Annotated in this window: 15 protein-coding genes; 8 read left to right on the top strand and 7 right to left on the bottom strand. The window is 71.1% G+C overall.

Features of this window, described 5'->3' with window-relative positions; translation table 11 throughout:
- Positions 1–25 precede the first annotated feature (25 nt).
- Positions 26–382: an apotyrosinase chaperone MelC1 gene (gene melC1 / locus SAVERM_RS06170; protein ID WP_010982574.1), complete on the bottom strand. Its 357-nt coding sequence runs from the start codon at positions 380–382 to the stop codon at positions 26–28.
- Between the two features lie 281 nt (positions 383–663).
- Positions 664–1,131, bottom strand: a complete 468-nt coding sequence (locus SAVERM_RS06165) for a hypothetical protein (RefSeq protein WP_010982573.1) — start codon at positions 1,129–1,131, stop codon at positions 664–666.
- Positions 1,132–1,284: 153 nt separating this feature from the next.
- Here SAVERM_RS06165 and SAVERM_RS06160 point away from each other — a divergent pair, with 153 nt between their 5' ends.
- From SAVERM_RS06160 to SAVERM_RS06150, 3 genes are all read left to right on the top strand, one after another.
- The gene (locus SAVERM_RS06160) at positions 1,285–2,490 is read left to right on the top strand and encodes an FAD-dependent monooxygenase (protein WP_010982572.1); all 1,206 of its coding nucleotides are present in this window, start codon (positions 1,285–1,287) and stop codon (positions 2,488–2,490) included.
- Positions 2,491–2,607: 117 nt separating this feature from the next.
- Complete coding sequence (locus SAVERM_RS06155) at positions 2,608–4,110, top strand: MFS transporter (RefSeq protein ID WP_037646133.1); 1,503 nt, start codon at positions 2,608–2,610, stop codon at positions 4,108–4,110.
- Positions 4,107–4,703, top strand: coding sequence for a TetR/AcrR family transcriptional regulator (locus tag SAVERM_RS06150; RefSeq protein WP_037646136.1), 597 nt, complete (start codon positions 4,107–4,109; stop codon positions 4,701–4,703). The genes SAVERM_RS06155 and SAVERM_RS06150 overlap by 4 nt, the downstream gene beginning before the upstream one ends.
- A 12-nt stretch (positions 4,704–4,715) precedes the next feature.
- Here the strand turns inward: SAVERM_RS06150 and SAVERM_RS06145 are convergent, their stop codons facing one another.
- A complete protein-coding gene (locus SAVERM_RS06145; RefSeq protein WP_010982569.1) occupies positions 4,716–5,342 on the bottom strand; it encodes an alpha-ketoglutarate-dependent dioxygenase AlkB in 627 nt (208 codons plus the stop codon).
- A 328-nt stretch (positions 5,343–5,670) separates the two neighbouring features.
- On the opposite strand from SAVERM_RS06145, the gene SAVERM_RS06140 reads away from it, so the two are divergent.
- From SAVERM_RS06140 to SAVERM_RS06130, 3 genes are all read left to right on the top strand, one after another.
- Positions 5,671–6,729, top strand: a complete 1,059-nt coding sequence (locus SAVERM_RS06140; RefSeq protein WP_010982568.1) for a tetratricopeptide repeat protein — start codon at positions 5,671–5,673, stop codon at positions 6,727–6,729.
- The gene (locus SAVERM_RS06135; protein ID WP_010982567.1) at positions 6,726–7,760 is read left to right on the top strand and encodes a polyprenyl synthetase family protein; all 1,035 of its coding nucleotides are present in this window, start codon (positions 6,726–6,728) and stop codon (positions 7,758–7,760) included. Before SAVERM_RS06140 ends, SAVERM_RS06135 begins: the two co-directional genes overlap by 4 nt.
- 328 nt (positions 7,761–8,088) lie before the next feature.
- A complete protein-coding gene (locus tag SAVERM_RS06130) occupies positions 8,089–9,873 on the top strand; it encodes a M4 family metallopeptidase (RefSeq protein ID WP_010982566.1) in 1,785 nt (594 codons plus the stop codon).
- A gap of 65 nt (positions 9,874–9,938) precedes the next feature.
- On the opposite strand, the gene SAVERM_RS06125 is transcribed toward SAVERM_RS06130, so the two are convergent.
- On the bottom strand, positions 9,939–10,616 hold the full coding sequence (locus tag SAVERM_RS06125) for an AIM24 family protein (RefSeq protein ID WP_010982565.1): 678 nt from the start codon (positions 10,614–10,616) through the stop codon (positions 9,939–9,941).
- Between the two features lie 169 nt (positions 10,617–10,785).
- Between SAVERM_RS06125 and SAVERM_RS06120 the strand changes: the two genes are divergently transcribed.
- A complete protein-coding gene (locus SAVERM_RS06120) occupies positions 10,786–12,282 on the top strand; it encodes an FGGY-family carbohydrate kinase (protein ID WP_010982564.1) in 1,497 nt (498 codons plus the stop codon).
- A gap of 23 nt (positions 12,283–12,305) precedes the next feature.
- Here SAVERM_RS06120 and SAVERM_RS06115 read toward each other — a convergent pair whose 3' ends face one another.
- A complete protein-coding gene (locus SAVERM_RS06115) occupies positions 12,306–13,508 on the bottom strand; it encodes an ABC transporter substrate-binding protein (protein WP_037646140.1) in 1,203 nt (400 codons plus the stop codon).
- A gap of 313 nt (positions 13,509–13,821) precedes the next feature.
- Here SAVERM_RS06115 and SAVERM_RS06110 point away from each other — a divergent pair, with 313 nt between their 5' ends.
- A complete protein-coding gene (locus tag SAVERM_RS06110; RefSeq protein ID WP_010982562.1) occupies positions 13,822–14,658 on the top strand; it encodes a cache domain-containing protein in 837 nt (278 codons plus the stop codon).
- 21 nt (positions 14,659–14,679) lie between these two features.
- On the opposite strand, the gene SAVERM_RS06105 is transcribed toward SAVERM_RS06110, so the two are convergent.
- Complete coding sequence (locus tag SAVERM_RS06105) at positions 14,680–15,192, bottom strand: hypothetical protein (protein WP_037650205.1); 513 nt, start codon at positions 15,190–15,192, stop codon at positions 14,680–14,682.
- 101 nt (positions 15,193–15,293) lie between these two features.
- The gene (locus SAVERM_RS06100) at positions 15,294–17,537 is read right to left on the bottom strand and encodes a tetratricopeptide repeat protein (protein ID WP_010982560.1); all 2,244 of its coding nucleotides are present in this window, start codon (positions 17,535–17,537) and stop codon (positions 15,294–15,296) included.
- Positions 17,538–17,781: the final 244 nt, after the last annotated feature.

Raw genomic sequence — 17,781 nt, 5'->3', positions numbered from 1 at the left:
CTCCAGAACTCTACGTGCGGGACGGTCAGTTGAAGGGGACGAGCGGCGCGCCCTGAAGCTCCACGACCGCGGCGCGGGCGGCGGCGCGCGGGGTGGCCACGGGGTCGTAGTGGCTGACGACGCTGATCCAGCTGCCGTCGACGTTCTGCATCACGTGCAGTTCCATCCCGTCGATGAACACGCCGTACCCGGAGCCGTGGTGATGACCGCCCCCGGTCGCGCGGCCCTCTATTCGGCGCCCCTGATAGACCTCGTCGAACGGCTGGGGACCCCCGTGGTGCCCGGCCGCGGACGCGGACGGAGCGGCAAGGGCCTGAGTGCCGGCCACGGCCGCCAGGGCGGCGGCGGCCCCGAGGGCATGACGGCGGGTGAGTTCGGGCATGCGAAGTCCTTCTGAGTCGAGGTGTGTTGACGACTCGGCATGCCTATCCGCCCGGTCGGGAGCCGGAGAAATCGACGAAAACCGGTTGGCTACGATCCGGACAATTACCTACATGTCATACAGGATTGAACGAAGATGATCTTGCCGCCCCGGGTGGCCCACCCGGCGGCGGAGGGGGAAGTTCCACCCCGGATCGGCGCCATCGCGGTGATCTTTTGCCGTCGATGCGGGGCGAGTGGTGCGGCTCACGTGCGCAGACTGGCGCGAACTGGCGCCTGCCCTCACCGCTCCAGGGGGTTCCCGCAGCGATTGCAGTAGCGGGCGTCGCTCTCCGTGGCCATACGTCCGCACTCGGCGCAGACCTGGTGCAGCAGGCATGCGGGCTCTCCGGTCGCCCCCGTCGTCGGCAGGGCCGGGGGAGCGGCCGGACGGCGCGGGCGTACGGTCACGCAGTGCAGCCCCGCCTCCCCCGCGTGCAGCCGGTATCCAGCGGCGGGGGGCAGCCACACGGCGGCCGGGGGTGCCAACTCCAGCCATCCGCCCGGTGTCCGGAGCCGGCCGCCCCCGTCGAGGGCGATCACGAGGACGTCCCGCGAGCGGTCACCGGGCGGCTCGGCCGCCGCACCCGGCGGGATGTGCATCGCCTCGGCGTCGAGACCGGCGCCCGGCCGGTCCAGTCGCCAGTAGCGGCCCCCGGTCGCCCGGGAGACGAGTGCGGCCAGGACCGGGCCGGCGGGCGGATGCGTCACAGGGGCTCCTGTCGTCTGCGGCGGGACGGGCCGCGATCGTACGACCGCCCCCGCCCGCCGCGCGGCGGAAGAGGCCGGGACGGTCGGTCTGCACGATGGCGCTGCTACCCTTCGTGGTCAATTGACCGCTTTGCGTAACATAGGGGAGTGCGCGTGAAGATCGCGTGCGTCGGCGGCGGACCCGCAAGCCTGTACTTCTCGATCCTGATGAAGCGCCAGGACCCGTCCCACGACATCACCGTCCACGAGCGGAACCCCGCCGGATCGACCTACGGCTGGGGCGTGACCTACTGGAGCGGCCTGCTCGACAAACTCCGCGGGAGTGACCCCGAGTCGGCGCTCGCCGTCAGCGAGAACTCCGTCCGCTGGAGCGACGGAGTCGCCCACGTCCGGAACCGCACCACGGTCCACCACGGCGACGAGGGCTTCGGCATCGGCCGCCGCAGATTCCTCGACGTACTGGCCGACCGGGCCCGGTCCCTGGGCGTCCGCATCGAGTACGAGCATGAGATCGGCGCCGACGACCCACTGCCCGAGGCCGATCTGGTCGTCGCCGGCGACGGGGTCAACAGCGTGCTGCGCGGCCGCTACGCCGACCACTTCGGCAGCGAGACCGTGCTCGGCCGCAACCGCTACATCTGGCTCGGCACCACCAAGGTCTTCGACTCGTTCACCTTCGCCTTTGTGGAGAGCGAACACGGCTGGATCTGGTGCTACGGCTATGGATTCAGCGACGGCCACAGCACCTGCGTCATCGAGTGCTCCCCGGAAACCTGGACCGGGCTCGGCCTCGACCGGGCCAGCGAGGCCGACGGTCTCGCCCTGCTGGAGAAGCTCTTCGCCGACGTCCTCGACGGGCACGAGCTGATCGGCCGGGCGCAGAGCGACGGTGCCGCCCAGTGGCTGAACTTCCGCACCCTCACCAACCGCACCTGGCATCGCGACAACCTCGTCCTGATCGGCGACGCCGCCCACACCACCCACTACTCCATCGGCGCGGGCACCACCCTCGCCCTGGAGGACGCCATCGCCCTCGCCGAAGCCCTGAGCGCGCACCGCGACCTGCCGGGCGCGCTCGCCGCCTACGAGCGGGAACGCAAGTCCGCGCTCCTGCACATCCAGAGCGCGGCCCGGCTCAGCGCCCAGTGGTACGAGAACCTCCCGCGCTACATCCGCCTTCCGCCCCCGCAGATGTTCGCCCTGCTCGGCCAGCGCCATTCCCCGCTGCTGCCGTACGTGCCTCCGCAGCTCTACTACCGGATCGACCGGGCGGCCGGACAACTGGAGGCGCTGCGCAGGCTCAAGCGCTGGCTGGGGCCGCGACTGGCGCGTACCGTCCAGGCGCGCACGGGCCGGTAGGCCGGCCGCCGGCGGCCGCGTCCGACGGAGAATTCTGGGTGAATGACCATTCACCCGGCTAAGGTGAATTCCTATTCACCTCCCTTCTTCACGTCGGCTGCCGCCCCTGGAGTGACCATGGTCCCGATATCCACCCCGTCCGACCGGTCCGCGACCCCCGACGGACCGGCCGGACGGCCGGGTGTCCGCGACCGGCTGACGGTCCCCGTCCTGGCGTTCGGCGGAATCCTCATGGCCGTCATGCAGACGGTCGTGGTGCCGCTGCTGCCCGACCTGCCGCGCCTGACCGGCGCTTCCGCGGGCGCCGTCTCCTGGATGGTCACCGCCACCCTGCTCTCCGGCGCGGTGCTGACCCCGGTGCTCGGCCGGGCCGGCGACATGTACGGCAAGCGGCGGGTTCTGCTCGCCGCCCTCGCGCTGATGACCCTGGGCTCGCTGCTGTGCGCCGTCACCTCCGACATCCGCGTGCTCATCGCCGCGCGGGCCCTCCAGGGCGCGGCGGCCGCCGTCGTACCGCTGTCGATCAGCATCCTGCGCGACGAACTCCCGCCCGAGCGCACGGGTTCCGCGGTGGCCCTGATGAGTTCCACCGTGGGCATCGGCGCCGCGCTCGGTCTGCCGATCGCCGCGATGATCGTGCAGTACGCCGACTGGCACGTCATGTTCTGGGCGACCACCGGGCTCGGCGCCGGCGGACTGGCACTGGCGTGGTGGGCGGTGCGCGAGTCGCCCGTCCGGCAGCCGGGCCGCTTCGACACGCTGGGTGCGCTGGGGCTGGCCGCGGGCCTGGTCTGCCTGCTCCTCGGTGTGTCGCAGGGCGGGCAGTGGGGCTGGACCAGTCCGCGGATCGTCGGCCTGCTCGTGGCCTGCGTACTCGTACTGACGCTGTGGTGGTTCCAGCAGTGGCGGGCCCCGCGGCCCCTGGTGGACCTGAAGCTGGCCTCCCGCCCCCGGGTCGCCCTGCCGCACGTGGCCGCGCTGCTGACCGGATTCGCCTTCTACGGCAACTCGCTGGTCACGGCGCAGCTGGTGCAGGCGCCCAAGGCCACCGGCTACGGACTCGGGCTGTCCATCGTGCAGACCGGTCTGTGCCTGCTGCCCGGCGGCGTCATCATGCTGCTGTTCTCGCCGGTCTCGGCGCGCATCTCGGCCGCCCGCGGCCCGCGCGTGACGCTGGCACTCGGGGCCGCGGTCATCGCCGTCGGCTACGCCGTGCGCATCGCGGACAGCCGCGACCTGTGGATGATCATCGTGGGCGCCACGGTCATCGCGGTCGGCACGACCCTCGCCTACTCGGCCCTGCCCACCCTGATCCTGCGTGCCGTGCCCGCCGGACAGACCGCCTCCGCCAACGGCGTCAACGTCCTGATGCGCACCATCGGCCAAGCCGTGTGCAGCGCGGCGGTCGCCGCCGTCCTGGTCCACCACACCAGCCTGGTGGGAGGCGCCCCGGTACCCACCCTGCACGGCTATCTGCTGGCGTTCGCGATGGCGGGTACGGTCGCAGTGATGGCCTGCGCCGCCGCCCTCGTCATCCCCGGGGACCCCGACTCCCACGGCACGCGACGGGCCCGCGGCCGTACCCGGCCGTCCCACGACGAGGCGCTGGAAGGAGCATGAGCACCATGACCACTCCCTCCGCCGCCACCCCGCCGGCCGCCGCCCCGGCGCGCCGTGACGCCGAGGCGACCAAGGCGGCCATCCTCCGCGCGGCCCGCCATCTGCTGGCCCGCCACGCCCACGCGGACATCACCCTCAAGGCGGTCGCGGACCGGGCCGGGGTCAGCCCGCCGCTGATACTGAAGTACTTCGGCAACAAGGACGCGCTCTTCGCCCGCGTGATGTCCTTCGAGGCCGATGTCCCGGACCTGCTGGACGCGCCCCTCGACGACCTCGGCCGGCACATGGTCCGGCATGTGCTGGTCGGCCAGACCGAGCGGGGCGCCGACCCCGTCCTGCGCATCGTCTTCGCACCCCTCCAGGGCGAACAGGGCGACATCCTGCGCGCCAACTTCCGCGCCCAGGTCGGCGACCGCCTCGCCGAGCGACTGGCCGGCCCCGACGCCGGTCTGCGTGCCGAACTCGCGGTGAGCGCGCTGCTCGGCCTCGGTGTCATGTTCGGCATCGCCCGCGGCACCCATCTGCGTGCCGCCGCCATCGACGACATCGTCGACCGCTACGCCCCGGCCGTGCAGATGCACCTCACGCCCTGACACCGAGGCCGCTCAGTTCACGCCGCTCGGCCGGAACTGGATGCTGATCCGGGGCCCGGCCGCCCGGGTGCTCTTGGGGATGGCGTGTTCCCACGTCCGCTGGCAGGAGCCGCCCATCACGATCAGGTCGCCGTGTCCGAGCGGGCGCCGCAGGACGTCGCCGCCGCCGCGCGGACGCAGGGCCAGATCGCGGGGCGCGCCCACGGAGAGGATCGCGACCATCGTGTCCTCGCGGGCGCCCCGGCCGATCCGGTCGCCGTGCCAGGCCACGCTGTCGCGGCCGTCGCGGTAGTAGCAGAGCCCGGCCGTGGTGAACGGTTCGCCGAGCTCGGCCACGTAGTGCGCGGACAGTGCGTCGCGAGCCTCGGCGAGGACGGGGTGCGGCAGCGTGTCGCCCGCCCGGTAGTACGCGAGCAGCCGGGGCACGTCGACCGTCTGGTCGTACATCTTCCGTCGCTCCGCCCGCCACGGCACGTCGGCGGCGAGCCGTTCGAACAGGGCGTCGGCGCCGCTGAGCCAGCCCGGCAGCAGATCGATCCAGGCCCCGGCACCCAGGACGGTCCGTCGCAGGCCGTCCAGCGGGCCGAGCCCGAGTTCGTCGGTCTGGTCGAAGAGCGATCCCTGGAGGTGCGTGGACATAGGTGCAGCGTACCTCGATATTCGAAGATCTGTTCTAATCGTGACGAGTGATGTGCGCGTGCGAGCCAACTCGTTTGCCGTGAAGCAACCTTGGGGGCCCGGCTGACGTCTTGATCGGCGACGGGCGAGCAGCCCGGCGGATCCATGGACCCAGGTTTCCCGGGTGGATGTCCGGTGTGCTATACGCTCTGTGTATACATGGTGTGTATACGTGACGTGTATGCCTGGAGTGCATAGCTGGTCCGCCAGGGCGCCGCCCACCCCGTGACAGCCAGCACCCGACGGCCGAGGCCATACGCCCCGGCCGGCGGCAGATCGAAAGGCACTCATGTACGGCAAGGCCTTCGCCCCGGAGTACCAGGGCGCTCTGACCACCCTCTCGGTGAACTCCTCGCTGACCGACGTCCTGGCCGCGGGCACCGAACAGCTGCGCGCCGCGGAGCGCGCCGGGGCGCGGGGCGAGGCGGCCCGCTCCGGTCTGGCGGTGGCCGAGGCGCACCGCCGGCTCGGCCAGGTCGCGGACGCGGAGCGGGCCTGGAAGGCGAGCTACCGCACCGCCCGCGAGGCCGGCGACACCGGCGCGATGGCGTGGGCGCTGTGGAGTGGCGGCACCCTGGCCCGCCAGCGGGGCGCCCTGCCTCTGGCCTGGCGGCTGCTGCGACTGGCCGCCGAACTCGGCAAGCACGCGGGCGATGTCGTCGTACGTGGCTATTCGCTCGCGGGAATGGCGGAAACCGGTCGGATCCAGGGCGATTACGAGGCCGTCACCACCCTGCACGAGCAGCTCCTCGCCGAGGCCAGGAAACGCGGCGAGGCGCGCCACACCGTCTGGGCCCTGGAGGGCATCGCCCAGATACACCGCAACACCGGCTCGTACGACACCGCGTACGCCATGTTCGAGGAGGCGGCCGCGATCGCCGCGGGCGCCGAGGACCGCCGCGGTCACGCCTGGGCCCTGCGCGGTCTCGCCGACATCGTCTCCGTGCGCGACCGGGACCCCGAGCGCGCGCTGGCCCTGCTCGGTGAGGCCGAGGTCTCCTGCCGGGAGATGAACCTCGTCAGCGCGCTGGCCTACAACCACAAGATGCGCGGCAACGTCCTCTACCGCGCCGGGCGTTACGCGGAGGCCCGGGAGGTCTACGCGCAGGCGCTCGCCGAGTTCGACGGGATGAGCGAGCCACGCGGCCGGGCCCTGGCCCGCCTCGGCCTGGTCAAGTCCCTGGCCCGCCTGGGCCGCGACCGTGCCGAGACCGGTGCCGAGCTGGACGAACTCGTCGGCGTGCTGGACGGCATCGGCCTGCGGCACGGCCGGGAGCTCATCCGTGGGGCGCGCGAGGAACTCGGTCTCGCGCCGCGGTCGTCGGCCGGTCGGGAGGCCGGCCGATGACCACCCTGACGACGGCCCTGAAGGCCGGTCCCGAAGCGCCCGCCATATTGCACCGCTGCCGTGAACTGGTCGCCCCGGCCCTGGCCGAGGCCGTCGGCGGGATGCATCCATGGATGCGGGAGATGGCCGACTACGCGCTGGGCCGTGGCGCGGCGGGCGGCGCCCCGGCCGCGCACAGTCAGGGCAAGGGCGTACGGCAGGCGCTCGCCGTGCTGGGGGCGGAGGCCGCCGGAGGGCCGGCGGAAGCCGGCGTACCGGCCGCCGTGGCGGTCGAACTCGTGCACACCTTCTCGCTGTTGCACGACGACATCATGGACGGCGACGCGATGCGCCGAGGCCGCCCGGCGCTGTGGAAGGCGTACGGCACGGGCCCCGCCGTCCTGGCGGGCGACGCCCTGTTCGCCCTGGCCGTGCAGACGCTGACCACCGCGTCCGCGCCCGGAGCCGCGCACCGGCTGAGCGCGGCCCTCGGTGACCTGGTGCGGGGGCAGGCCGACGACCTGCTGTTCGCCCACCGGCCCTGGACCGGGCCCGAGGCGGTGAGCGTCGCCGAGTACGAGGCGATGGCCGAGCACAAGACGGGATCGCTGCTCGGCTGCGCTCTCGCGCTGGGCGCCCACCTCGCGGGTGCGCCGGAGGAGACGGCCGCCGTGCTGGACCGGACGGGACGTCATCTCGGAGTGGCGTTCCAGATCGTCGACGATCTGCTGGGCATCTGGGGTGATCCCGCGGTCACCGGCAAACCCGTCCACGGCGATCTGCGTCAGGGGAAGAAGACCTTTCCGGTTCTCGCCGCGCTGGCCACCCCCTCCGGCTCCGCGCTCGAGGGTCTCCTCACGGCCCGCGACGACACCGCGGTGGTGCGGGCGGCGGCCGTTGTGGAACAGGCGGGCGGGCGCTCGGCCGCGCTGCGGGAGGCCCGCCGTCATCTCACCGTGGCGCACGGACTCCTGGCCTCCGTCCAGCCGGCCCCGCGTCCCGCCGCCGACCTGCGCACCCTGCTCTCCGCCCTCAGCCGGCGCACGATCTGACGCCGGCTCGCCTCCGGTCCGGCCGTAAGGGGCCGGAGGCGCTGCGACTTCGGTCACATCCACTGGTCCGGGCGGCCCGGGACGCAACCTCTTCGTGGTCTCGCACATCTGTACAGGCAACGCACAGTTGGTCACCGGTTCATCACTCACAGGTGAACATTTGTAAAGAGATCACCTCGAAGCTAGTAAAAGGGATCTTTCTCCTTTACATGTACATGGTGAATCGGTGAGGGTTTTGCACCGGGGCCCGACCAGCCCCCGCAGCGCCCAACAGCGCTGTGTGTGCGGGTGGTTGGCGTTCCCGGCCGCCCATGTTCGAAGGAAATCAGTGCGTAGACCCCACATACGTGGCGTGGCCATCGCCATCGCCGTGACGACGGCGGCCACGCTCCCGGCGGTCCCGGCTGTCGCCGACGCGCCCGCCCTCGCCGCGGCTGCGGCCTCCTCGCCGGTGGACGCGGCCCGGGCGGCAGCGTTCGCCCACGCGTCCGCCACCGGCGTCTCCCGGGGGGACACCCTGGAGGCGAAGGACGTCCTGACCGACCCGGACGGCAAGCAGCACGTCCGTTTCGTGCGCACCCACCAGGGCCTGCCGGTCCTCGGCGGTGACCTGGTCGTCCACCTCACCAAGCGCTCGACGTACCTCGGTGTGACCCGCGCCGCCGACCACACGGTCAAGCCGGCCGCCGCCGGCCAGGCGAAGCTGACGCCCGCGCAGGCCGAGCAGAAGGCCGCCGCGGCCGCCCAGGGCGACGCCACCGAGGCCGCACTCGTCGTGGACGCGCGGGACGGCGGCTCCGCCCTCGCCTACCAGGTGCGGGTGACCGACAGCAAGACCACGGAGGCCACCGGCTCCCGCACGGTCGTCGTCGACGCCGTCACCGGCCGCATCCGCAGCAACACCCCCGACAGCGACGAGTTCATCTCGCCCTCGCTGGCCCAGACCCTGCGCGAGCGGGGCGAGACGGCGAACCCCGCGACCGGCACCGCCGACTCCGCGCTCACCGGCTCCTCGCTTCTGACGGGCATCTCCGGGGCCGCGAGCTACCCGCGCAAGGCCTCCGGCACCGGTACCTCCCTCTTCGTCGGCAAGGTGGGGCTGAGCACCACCCAGACCGCCCGCACGAGCTTCCTCCTCAAGGACTCCACCCGCTGGGGCACCGAGACCCGGGACGCCAAGGGGCAGTACCTCGAAGCCTTCTCGCGCGGCAAGAAGTTCACCGACAAGAACAACAAGTGGGGCACCGGCAAGACCAGTAGCCGCCAGAGCGCCGCGGTCGACGCCCAGTACGGCGTCACCAAGACCCTGGACTTCTACAAGAAGACGTTCGGGCGCAAGGGCATCAAGAACAACAGCACCGGCGCCCGCGCGATGGTTCACTTCGGCACCAAGGTCGGCAACGCTTTCTGGGACTCCGCCTGCGGCTGCATGCTGTACGGGGACGGGGACGGCGACCTCTTCAAGAAGCCGCTGGTCGTCCTGGACGTCACCGGCCACGAGCTGACCCACGGTGTTGTCGACGCCACCGCCGCCCTCGAACCCACCCGCGTGGACCGGGACGGCAACCAGTTCGGTGAGCCGGGCTCGCTGAACGAGTCGCTCGCGGACATCTTCGGCACGGGGATGGAGTTCGCGACCAACAACTCCAAGGACGCGGGTGACTACCTCGTCGGCGAGAAGCTCGGCCTGGACCAGAAGTTCCTGCGCCGTCTCGACGAGCCCTCGCGCGACAAGCTCGAGGGGACCATCGACTACTGGTCGCCCGAGACGTACGACACCGAGGTCCACGCCGGCTCCGGTGTCTCCTCGCACGCCTTCTACCTGCTGGCCGAGGGAAGCGGCAGGAAGACGATCGGCGGGGTGAAGTACAACTCGCCCACCTCCGACGGCTCGACGGTCACCGGCATCGGCCGGGCCAAGGCCCTCGCGATCTTCTACCGGGCGCTGACCCGCTACATGGTCTCCACGACGGACTTCCACGACGCGCGCAACGCGACGCTGAAGGCCGCCACCGACATGTACGGCGCCGACAGCATCGAGTACCAGACGGTCGACAAGGCCTGGGCCGGGGTCAACGTGACCTCCGCCAACACCCCGTCCACCGGACGCTGACGCTCCACCGGAGGCTGACGCACCAGGGGCCCCGCCGTACGGCGGGGCCCCTTCCGGTCGGCCGGTCAGTGCTGCTGCACCTTCTGCGGCGTCGCCTCACTGGGCCGTACGACGACGTACCCGTCGCCCTCCAGCTTCAGCTGCACCGCCTCGCCCGAACCGCCGCGCAGCATCGACCCGATGGACTGCGAACGGTGCAGCGAGGTGTGCAGATGGGCGGTCCAGCCCACCACCGCGTCGGTGTCCACGTACACGGGCTGCTGCTGCGACACGGGTATCACCAGGGGGTTGCCCTCGCAGATCAGCCCCAGCTTGCCGTGCCCGGTGAAGACACTGTTGAACAGCCCGCCGCCGCTGATCCCCGCGCCCTTCACCGTCTTGATCTCGTACGTCAGCGTCGAGTCGAAGCACAGGACATTGCGGCCGTTGACGGTGAACACGTCACCCGGCTCGATGCCCACGACGAAGCAGTTCTGCGCCTCGTGCGCGAACCAGGCCTCGCCCTGCCCGCGCACGGTCATGAGCGGCAGCCCCTCGCCGGTGACCGCCCGCTTGAGCATGCCGCCCACGCCCTGGCCCTTGCGCTCGAACTGCAGGTTCCCGCGATAGGCGATCATCGCCCCCTGCCGCGCGAGCATGTCGCCGTTCACGGCGTACTTGATGGACTTGGCGTTCTGCACGGTCATGCCCGGCGCGACGGCGGGCTCCACCATGTGGTCACTGGAAAACAGGTCACCCTTCATACGGGCATCCTGTCCCGGAGGAAACGCCTCCGCCAAGATCGGAGGCGTACGGAAACGGCAACAACTCCGCGCACGAGCCCTTCGGTCGAGGGCCCGGTGTTCACCCCGCGGCTGCCGGGCATCGACAAGCCGCACGGCGAACCGGCCGCGGATCGCCTACGCTCCGGGTGTGCGCAAGCGTGAGCGTGGGACGGTGCTCGGAGTCGACATCGGCACGTCCAGCAGCAAGGGTGTCCTCGTCGACCAGGACGGAACGGTGCTCGCCACCGCCGTACGACCGCACACCGTCAGCCGTCCACGACCCGGGCACGTGGAGCTGGACGCCCGCGTGTGGTGGGACGAGTTCGCCTCCCTCGCCCGTGAGCTGACCGGCCGGGGCAGCGAGGTGACCGCGGTCGGCGTCAGCGGCATGGGCCCCTGTGTCGCCCTCACCGACGAGGCCGACACGCCGTTGCACCCGGCGATCCTGTACGGCGTCGACACCCGTGCGACGGAGCAGATCGCCCGGCTGGAAGCCGAGTTGGGGCGGGAGGCCGTCCTGGAACGCTGCGGGTCCCTGCTCTCCACCCAGGCCGTCGGTCCCAAGATCGCCTGGCTGGCGGAGCACGCACCCGACGTCATCGCCCGCGCCCGCCGGCTGTACATGCCGAGTTCGTATCTCGTGCGCCGGCTCACCGGGGCGTACGTGCTCGACCACCACTCCGCGAGCCAGTCCGTCCCGCTCTACGACTCCGTCGCCCAGGAGTGGTACGCGCCCTGGGCCCGGCACATCGCGCCCTGGATCGAACTGCCGCGGCTCGGCTGGCCGGGGGACATCGCCGGCCACCTCACCGCCGAGGCGGCCGCCACCACCGGACTGCCCGCGGGCGTCCCCGTCGTCACCGGCACGATCGACGCCTGGTCGGAGGCGCTGAGCGTGGGAGCCCAGTGCACCGGGGACCTCATGCTCATGTACGGCAGCACCATGTTCCTGATCAACACGGTGACCGAACGCCTGCTGGTCCCGCAACTCTGGAGCACCGTCGGCGCGTTGCCCGGCACGCGCAACCTCGCGGGCGGCATGGCGACCTCCGGTGTGATCACCGACTGGCTGCGGGAGTTGTTCGGCGGCCCCGAGCACAGCGCGCTCCTCGCCGAGGCGGAGGCCGCGGGGCCCGGCGCGAAGGGGCTGCTCATGCTGCCGTACTTCGCGGGGGAGCGGACCCCGGTCGCCGACCCGGACGCCCGCGGCGTGATCGCCGGGCTGACGGTGGAGCACACGCGCGGCGATCTGTACCGGGCCGCGCTGGAGGCGACCGCGTTCGGCGTCCGGCACAACGCCGAGGCGATGCGGGCGGCCGGCGCGGACGTCCACCGGGTCGTCGCCGTCGGCGGCGGAACCCGCGGCGGACTGTGGACCCGGATCGTCTCCGACGTCACCGGCCTGGAACAGGAGATCAGGACCGTCACGCTCGGAGCGAGCTACGGCGCCGCGTTCCTGGCCGCGCAGGCGGTCGGCGACGCGGACATCGACGCCTGGAATCCGGTACGGGAGCAGGTCGCCCCCGACGCCCGGCTACGGCCCCGCTACGACGACCTGTACGACCTGTATCTGCGCCTGTATCCGGCGACCCGGGACATCGGGCACGCGCTCGCCCGGCAGCAGCGCGACATCGCCGCTTCCTGAGCGCGTGCCCGCGCGTTTGCCGCTCAGCCCTTGATCTCGGTCCAGGCCTGGACCCACTTGGCGTAAGGCACGCATTTCACTTCCGTCCGCCCGTCGAGGCACTGCTCGATCGGCGTCGTCCAGAACGCGATGTCCTTCCAGTAGCCCTCGTCCGTCGCGTGGTACGTGTCGCAGAACGCGTCGTCGCTGATCTCGTCGCACGCCTTGATGTTCGACGGCGCCTCGCCGTAGTACTCGGCGACCTCGGCGTTGACCTTCGGAGAGATGATCCAGTTCATCCATTTGTAGGCACAGTTGGGGTGCTTCGCCTTGGCGGAGATCATCCAGGTGTCGGACCAGCCGGTGGCGCCTTCGATGGGCAGGACGGCCTTGACCTTGGCGCCTTCGTCGGCGGCGAGGTTGGCGATCACCTGCCAGGTGGTGCCGACCGTGGAGTCGCCGCTCTTGAAGGCGGAGACCTCCTTGAGGTAGTCACTCCAGTACTCGCCGACGTTCGCGTTCTGGTCCTTCAGCAGGGCCACGGCGGCGTCGAACTGGTCCTGGTCGAGCGCATAGGGATTCTCGATGTTGAGGCCCGGCTGGGTCTCGCGCAGATACAGGGCCGCGTCCGCTATGTAGATCGGCGAGTCGTACGCCGTGACGTGCCCCTTGTGGGGCGACGCGTCGTCGAAGACCGCCGACCACGAGGTCGGGGCGGGCTTCACCTGCTGCGTGTTGTACATCAGGAGATTGGCGCCGCGTCCGTGCGGGATCCCGTACGGCTGCCCGTCGAACGAGTTCCAGGCCTGCTTCTTCAGACCGAAGAAGACGTCCTGGTAGTTGGGCACGAGGTCGGTGTTGACCGGAGCCGCGTCGCCGGAGGCGATGAGACGCAGGGAGGCGTCGCCCGACGCGGAGACCGCGTCGTAGTTGCCCGTCTTCATCAGCTTGACCATCTCGTCCGAGCTGGCCGCGACCTTGGACTTGACCTGGCAGCCGGTCCGCTGCTCGAAACTGCTGACCCAGTCGGCCTTGGGGTCGTTGGAGCCGTCCTCGACGTAGCCGGCCCAGGCGATGAGGTTGACCTGGCCCTCGGTCTTGCCGAGCTTCGACTGCGCCTTGAGATCCGGCGGGTTGAGACCGTACGCCGAGGACGAGGCGTCCGACTCCGTGAACAATCCGCAGCCGCTGACGAGCAGCAGGGCGCCGGCCGCGGCCGCGGCTTTGAAGGATCTGTGCAAACGCAAGGAAATCTCCACGGTGTGTGGGTGTGGGGGGGAGAGGTGAAAGGAAGGGGCTGAAGGGGACGGAATACCGGATTCTGTTGGGGCGCCACGGATCACAGTGGCGTCCTCGGGCGAGATCTCCGGATCTGCTGGAGGGTTCAGGCGGGCCGCACCCAGCATCAAGGCCGCCTGGAGGGCGGGTGGCGTCCTCCGGCGTCCCGGGTGATCCACACCTTACGGAGCGTCGGCATGTGTAGCAACTGCGCTGTGTTGAAGAGGAGTTGACGGACAGTCAAGATGCGGAAGAGGGAATTCTGCGTATACGGTCGCGGTCATGCCCCACTCGATTCCACAGCCCGGCCTTTCGTTCTGCCTCGCGGCGCATCCGGTGCCCGCGCCCGCGGGAAGCGGCCGCCCGGCAACGGCGACGCTGGATGTGTCGCCGCAGGCGCGGGTGGCGGCGCAGGTGCGTTCCGCGCTGGAGGCGGTGTTCGAGGCCGTCGAGGAGACGCGGGCGGACACGGCGGCGTTGCTGGCGCAAGTGGCCGGGCTGGGTCGTCGGCCGGCGACCGTGGATCTGGCCGGGCTGCGGCCGGGGCTTCATCTGCGGCTGGCGCGGCAGGAGCTGGTCTCGGGGGTGGGGTTCGTGGCCGCGCCGGGGCTGCTGGGCGATGTGCCGACGTGGCTGGAGTGGTGGCAGACCGGTGCGGACGGGGCGCTGCGGCCGTTGCTGCTCGACCTGGACCCGCGGCAGTCGGCGTACTCGGATTACACGCACTGGGACTGGTTCGCGCTGCCCCGTGACACCGGGCGCCGGGCGGTGGCCGGGCCGTATGTGGACTATCTGTGTTCCGAGGAGTACAGCCTCACCCTGTCCGCGCCGGTGCAGGTGGAGGGGCGGTTCGCGGGGGTGGCCGCGGCGGATGTGTATCTGCGGCACTTCGAGACGGCCGTGATGCCCCTGCTGCAACGGCTGCCGGGCCCGGCGCACCTGGTCAACGCGCGCGGCCGGGTCGCCGCCTCCGCCGACCCCGCACACCTGGCCGGCTCCCTCACCAAGGGCCCCGACTTCGCCGCCGTCCTCACCCAGGCCCGGCCGGAACACTTCGACGGCCTGCACCTGATGCCCTGCGACGGCGTCCCCCTCGTCCTCGTCATGGCCGAGCGGTGAACGACCTCGAAGTGCCGGTGCTCAGCGGAACTCCAGGATCAGCGGAGCGGCCGACACGGTGATCCGGGGGACCCGCGCGATCAGGTCCAGCAATTCCTCCCGCTCGGCCCCGGACGGCAGACCGAAACCGCCCAGCCACTCCTCGGGACGCCCCGCCTCGGTGGAGAGGGTGAGCGTGTACCGGTAGCGGCCGGGGGCTTGGGGGGCGAACGCGGCGAAGGTCGTCAGCGGCAGGCACCCGGCACCGGCCGTGGGATCGAACGACTCCCCGGGCGCCAGCCGAAGCAGATGGCCCACCCGCAACGGCCCGACGAGCGGGTCCTCGGCCGGGCCGGGCCGGGCGACGGTGCGTCCGCCGTCGGCGAGGGTGACGGCGGGGAGATAGTGCGGAAAGCGGATGCCGTCCTCGGACCCGTCGAGCACCCCGGCGATCCACACAGCACGTTCACCCGAGTTCCGCACCTTCGCCCGGACCGGCGCGGAACCGCCGAGCGGCTGCGGCCCCTGGGGCCCGTACAGGACGAGATCGAGCACGTCCGGCTCCTTCCCCGCCCCGGTCCGGGGCCTGTACGCGATGCTGCCACAGAGGCCGCGCACGGGCGTCGCGCGCCCGTGCGCGGCCTTCGTCCCGCGGCTCAGCTGTCGCCGAACTCGGCCAGCAGCCGGGCCTTCGTGGAGTCCGCCTGACTGCGGACCGCGTCCACGACGTACGGCTTGAACGCCGGGGTGTCGAAGTGCCGGACCAGTCGGTCGAGGGTGGAGCCGGCCTCTTCCAGATCGCCCTGGCGGGCGTAGGCACGGGCCAGTCGCCGCGTGGCCAGGTTGAGGGTCAGGTTGTCGACCCCCTTGCCCTGCTCGGAGACCTTCACGACCTGACTGAGCTGCTCGATCCCGGACTTGGTGTCCGGGGGACGCACGTTCAGGCCGGCCTTGTCGGGGCTCAGGCTCTTGAACTCGTGCTCGAAGTTGAGCCCCTTGGCGAGCCGCGCGTACACGGCGAACGGGTGGTTGGCGTGCCGCTCGATGACCTCCTGGAGGGCGTCGTTGCCGGCTTGTAGCGACGGCGAGTCGGAGCCGCGCAGGGCGAGGATCGTGCCCTGTTCCTCACCCATCATCAGCTCGGCGAGCTCGATGTCGCTCTGGCTGACGGGGTGCCGGACGTGGAGACGCAGCACCGGCGAGACGATCCGGGAGCCGTCGGACGCCAGATAGGAGGCGCGCAGCTGATAGGTGCCGGGCTGCTGGAAGTAGTGCCCGTCGCGGCCGTAGCCGATGTAGGCGCTGCTGTAGATCGCCGGCCGGTCGGTGTCCAGACGTACGGTCGCGTCCTGGTCGACGCAGCGGCGCAGCAGCGGCCGGTAGAGCACGGTACGCCCGGAGGGCTGCCGGATGGCGATGTGGACGAGTTCGTCGTCCGGGTGGAGGTGGTCGTGGGTGGAGCGGCCGCGCAGGTCCGTCGTGTCCAGCTTCAGCTCCACGACGACGGGTTCGCCGAACGCGAAGCCGCTCTTGGTGACCCGCAGGTCCAGGCGCAGCCCGGACTCGTCGGCGAGGGGCTCGTCGAACAGTTCCGGTTCGATGTCGGCGGCACCGATACCGAAGGCGTTGGCCCCCATGACGACGTCGCGGTAGAAGCCGTGCCGCAGGTGGACCAGCTCGTTGTCCGTGAACTGGAACGGGAAGGCGCCCCAGTACGCGGCCGCCCCGCCGGTGCCCGTCGGCGGCAGGTAGTTCTGCGGGTAGTTCATCCAGGACAGATCGCCGAAGCCGTTCTGCGGACCGAGCGGCGCCGGCGGCTGCGCCAGGTTCTTCTGCCAGGAGTGCAGCAGGTTGAAGGAGTGGCCGAGTTCATGGACGTACGTGCGCAGCTGGGCGCGCTGCGACTCGGCGTCGGTGCCCTTGATCAGGTCGTAGAAGACCGCGCAGCCCTGCCGCTGGAAGGAGTCGGCGGCGTCGAACATGATGCCGCGCACCCCCGCCATGCCTTCGTAGCTGCCGGCTACCAGCAGCCACACCTTCCACTGCGGGGCGTCGCGCCACAGGCTGAAGTTGGTCTGCATGGCGCCGTGCAGTTCGGTGTTGGTCCAGCCGCCCGGGCTGTCGGCGATGGTGTTGGCGGTGCCGGACATGAGCAGCTCGATACCGGCCTCGGCGTACGCGCGGGGCACGGTGAGCGCCCGGGCGGGACTGTTCGGCGGCTGCGGGAGCGACCCGGTGTCGTAGGAGAGGAACGGAATCCTGCCGGTGACCGAGTCCTGCTCCCACTGGACGGTGCGGAAGTACGGGGAGACGTACCCGCAGGTGTAGCCGGCGCCGGGCTGGTTGGAGGTGGTGAGGAACTGCACGGTGGCGGTGCCCTGCGGCTGGTTGATCCGGCGCCGCGGAATGGTCACCCGGACGATCGGGGCGCCGGCCTGCCAGGTGTAGGTGCCCAGGCCGCTGATGACCACCTGGGTGGCGGACCGGGTGACGGTGGGCGCGTGCACGACCAACGACCCGTAGTACGTCGTCGTGGCGCCGCTGGTGCTGAAGAAGTCCCCGCTGATCCTGTTGAGGACCTTCGGGCCGCCCGCCGTGCTGTCGACGTCGACCCGCAACTCCAGGTGGAAGCCGCCGCCGCTGCTGCGGTAGCGGCCGCGGGTGGGACGGTAGGGGAGCGCGGCGGCGCCGTTCGGTGCGCCGGGCAGTGGTGTCGCGGATGTCCTTGTGACCTGCTCTTCGGGCGCCGACATCTCGTCGGTGCCGCTCGCCGGATTGGTGGCCTGCTCGGTGACCGCCTGTTGGCCGCTCTCCCACTCCTCGGGGAGCGAGGCATCCGCCAGGGGCGCCGCAAAGAAGTCGGCCGTCCCTGTTGTCGGGTCTCCGCTGGCTGTTGACATCGCGAGAGGTCCTCCGTTCGCCTGAGTTCGCCGTTTGTGGGCGACGCCCGCCTGGCGTCGCCCCGGGTCCCGGCCGGCCGGGAGGACTGGTGCGACGTTTGCACCGCACCACGGTTGCGTCAACGATCGTTTCGAAGGTGCCGAAGAAATACGCCGGAATTCGTTTCACCCAGGCACGGTGGATTCCGGAATTCACCGAGGACTCAGGAGTTTCCACCCGCGGTGGCCCGGTGCCGAAGTCCGC

It is taken from the genome of Streptomyces avermitilis MA-4680 = NBRC 14893 (genome assembly GCF_000009765.2).
Classification (GTDB): domain Bacteria; phylum Actinomycetota; class Actinomycetes; order Streptomycetales; family Streptomycetaceae; genus Streptomyces; species Streptomyces avermitilis.
Note: the sequence above shows the minus strand (reverse complement) of the source record. Positions and strands in the feature narration are given on the sequence as shown.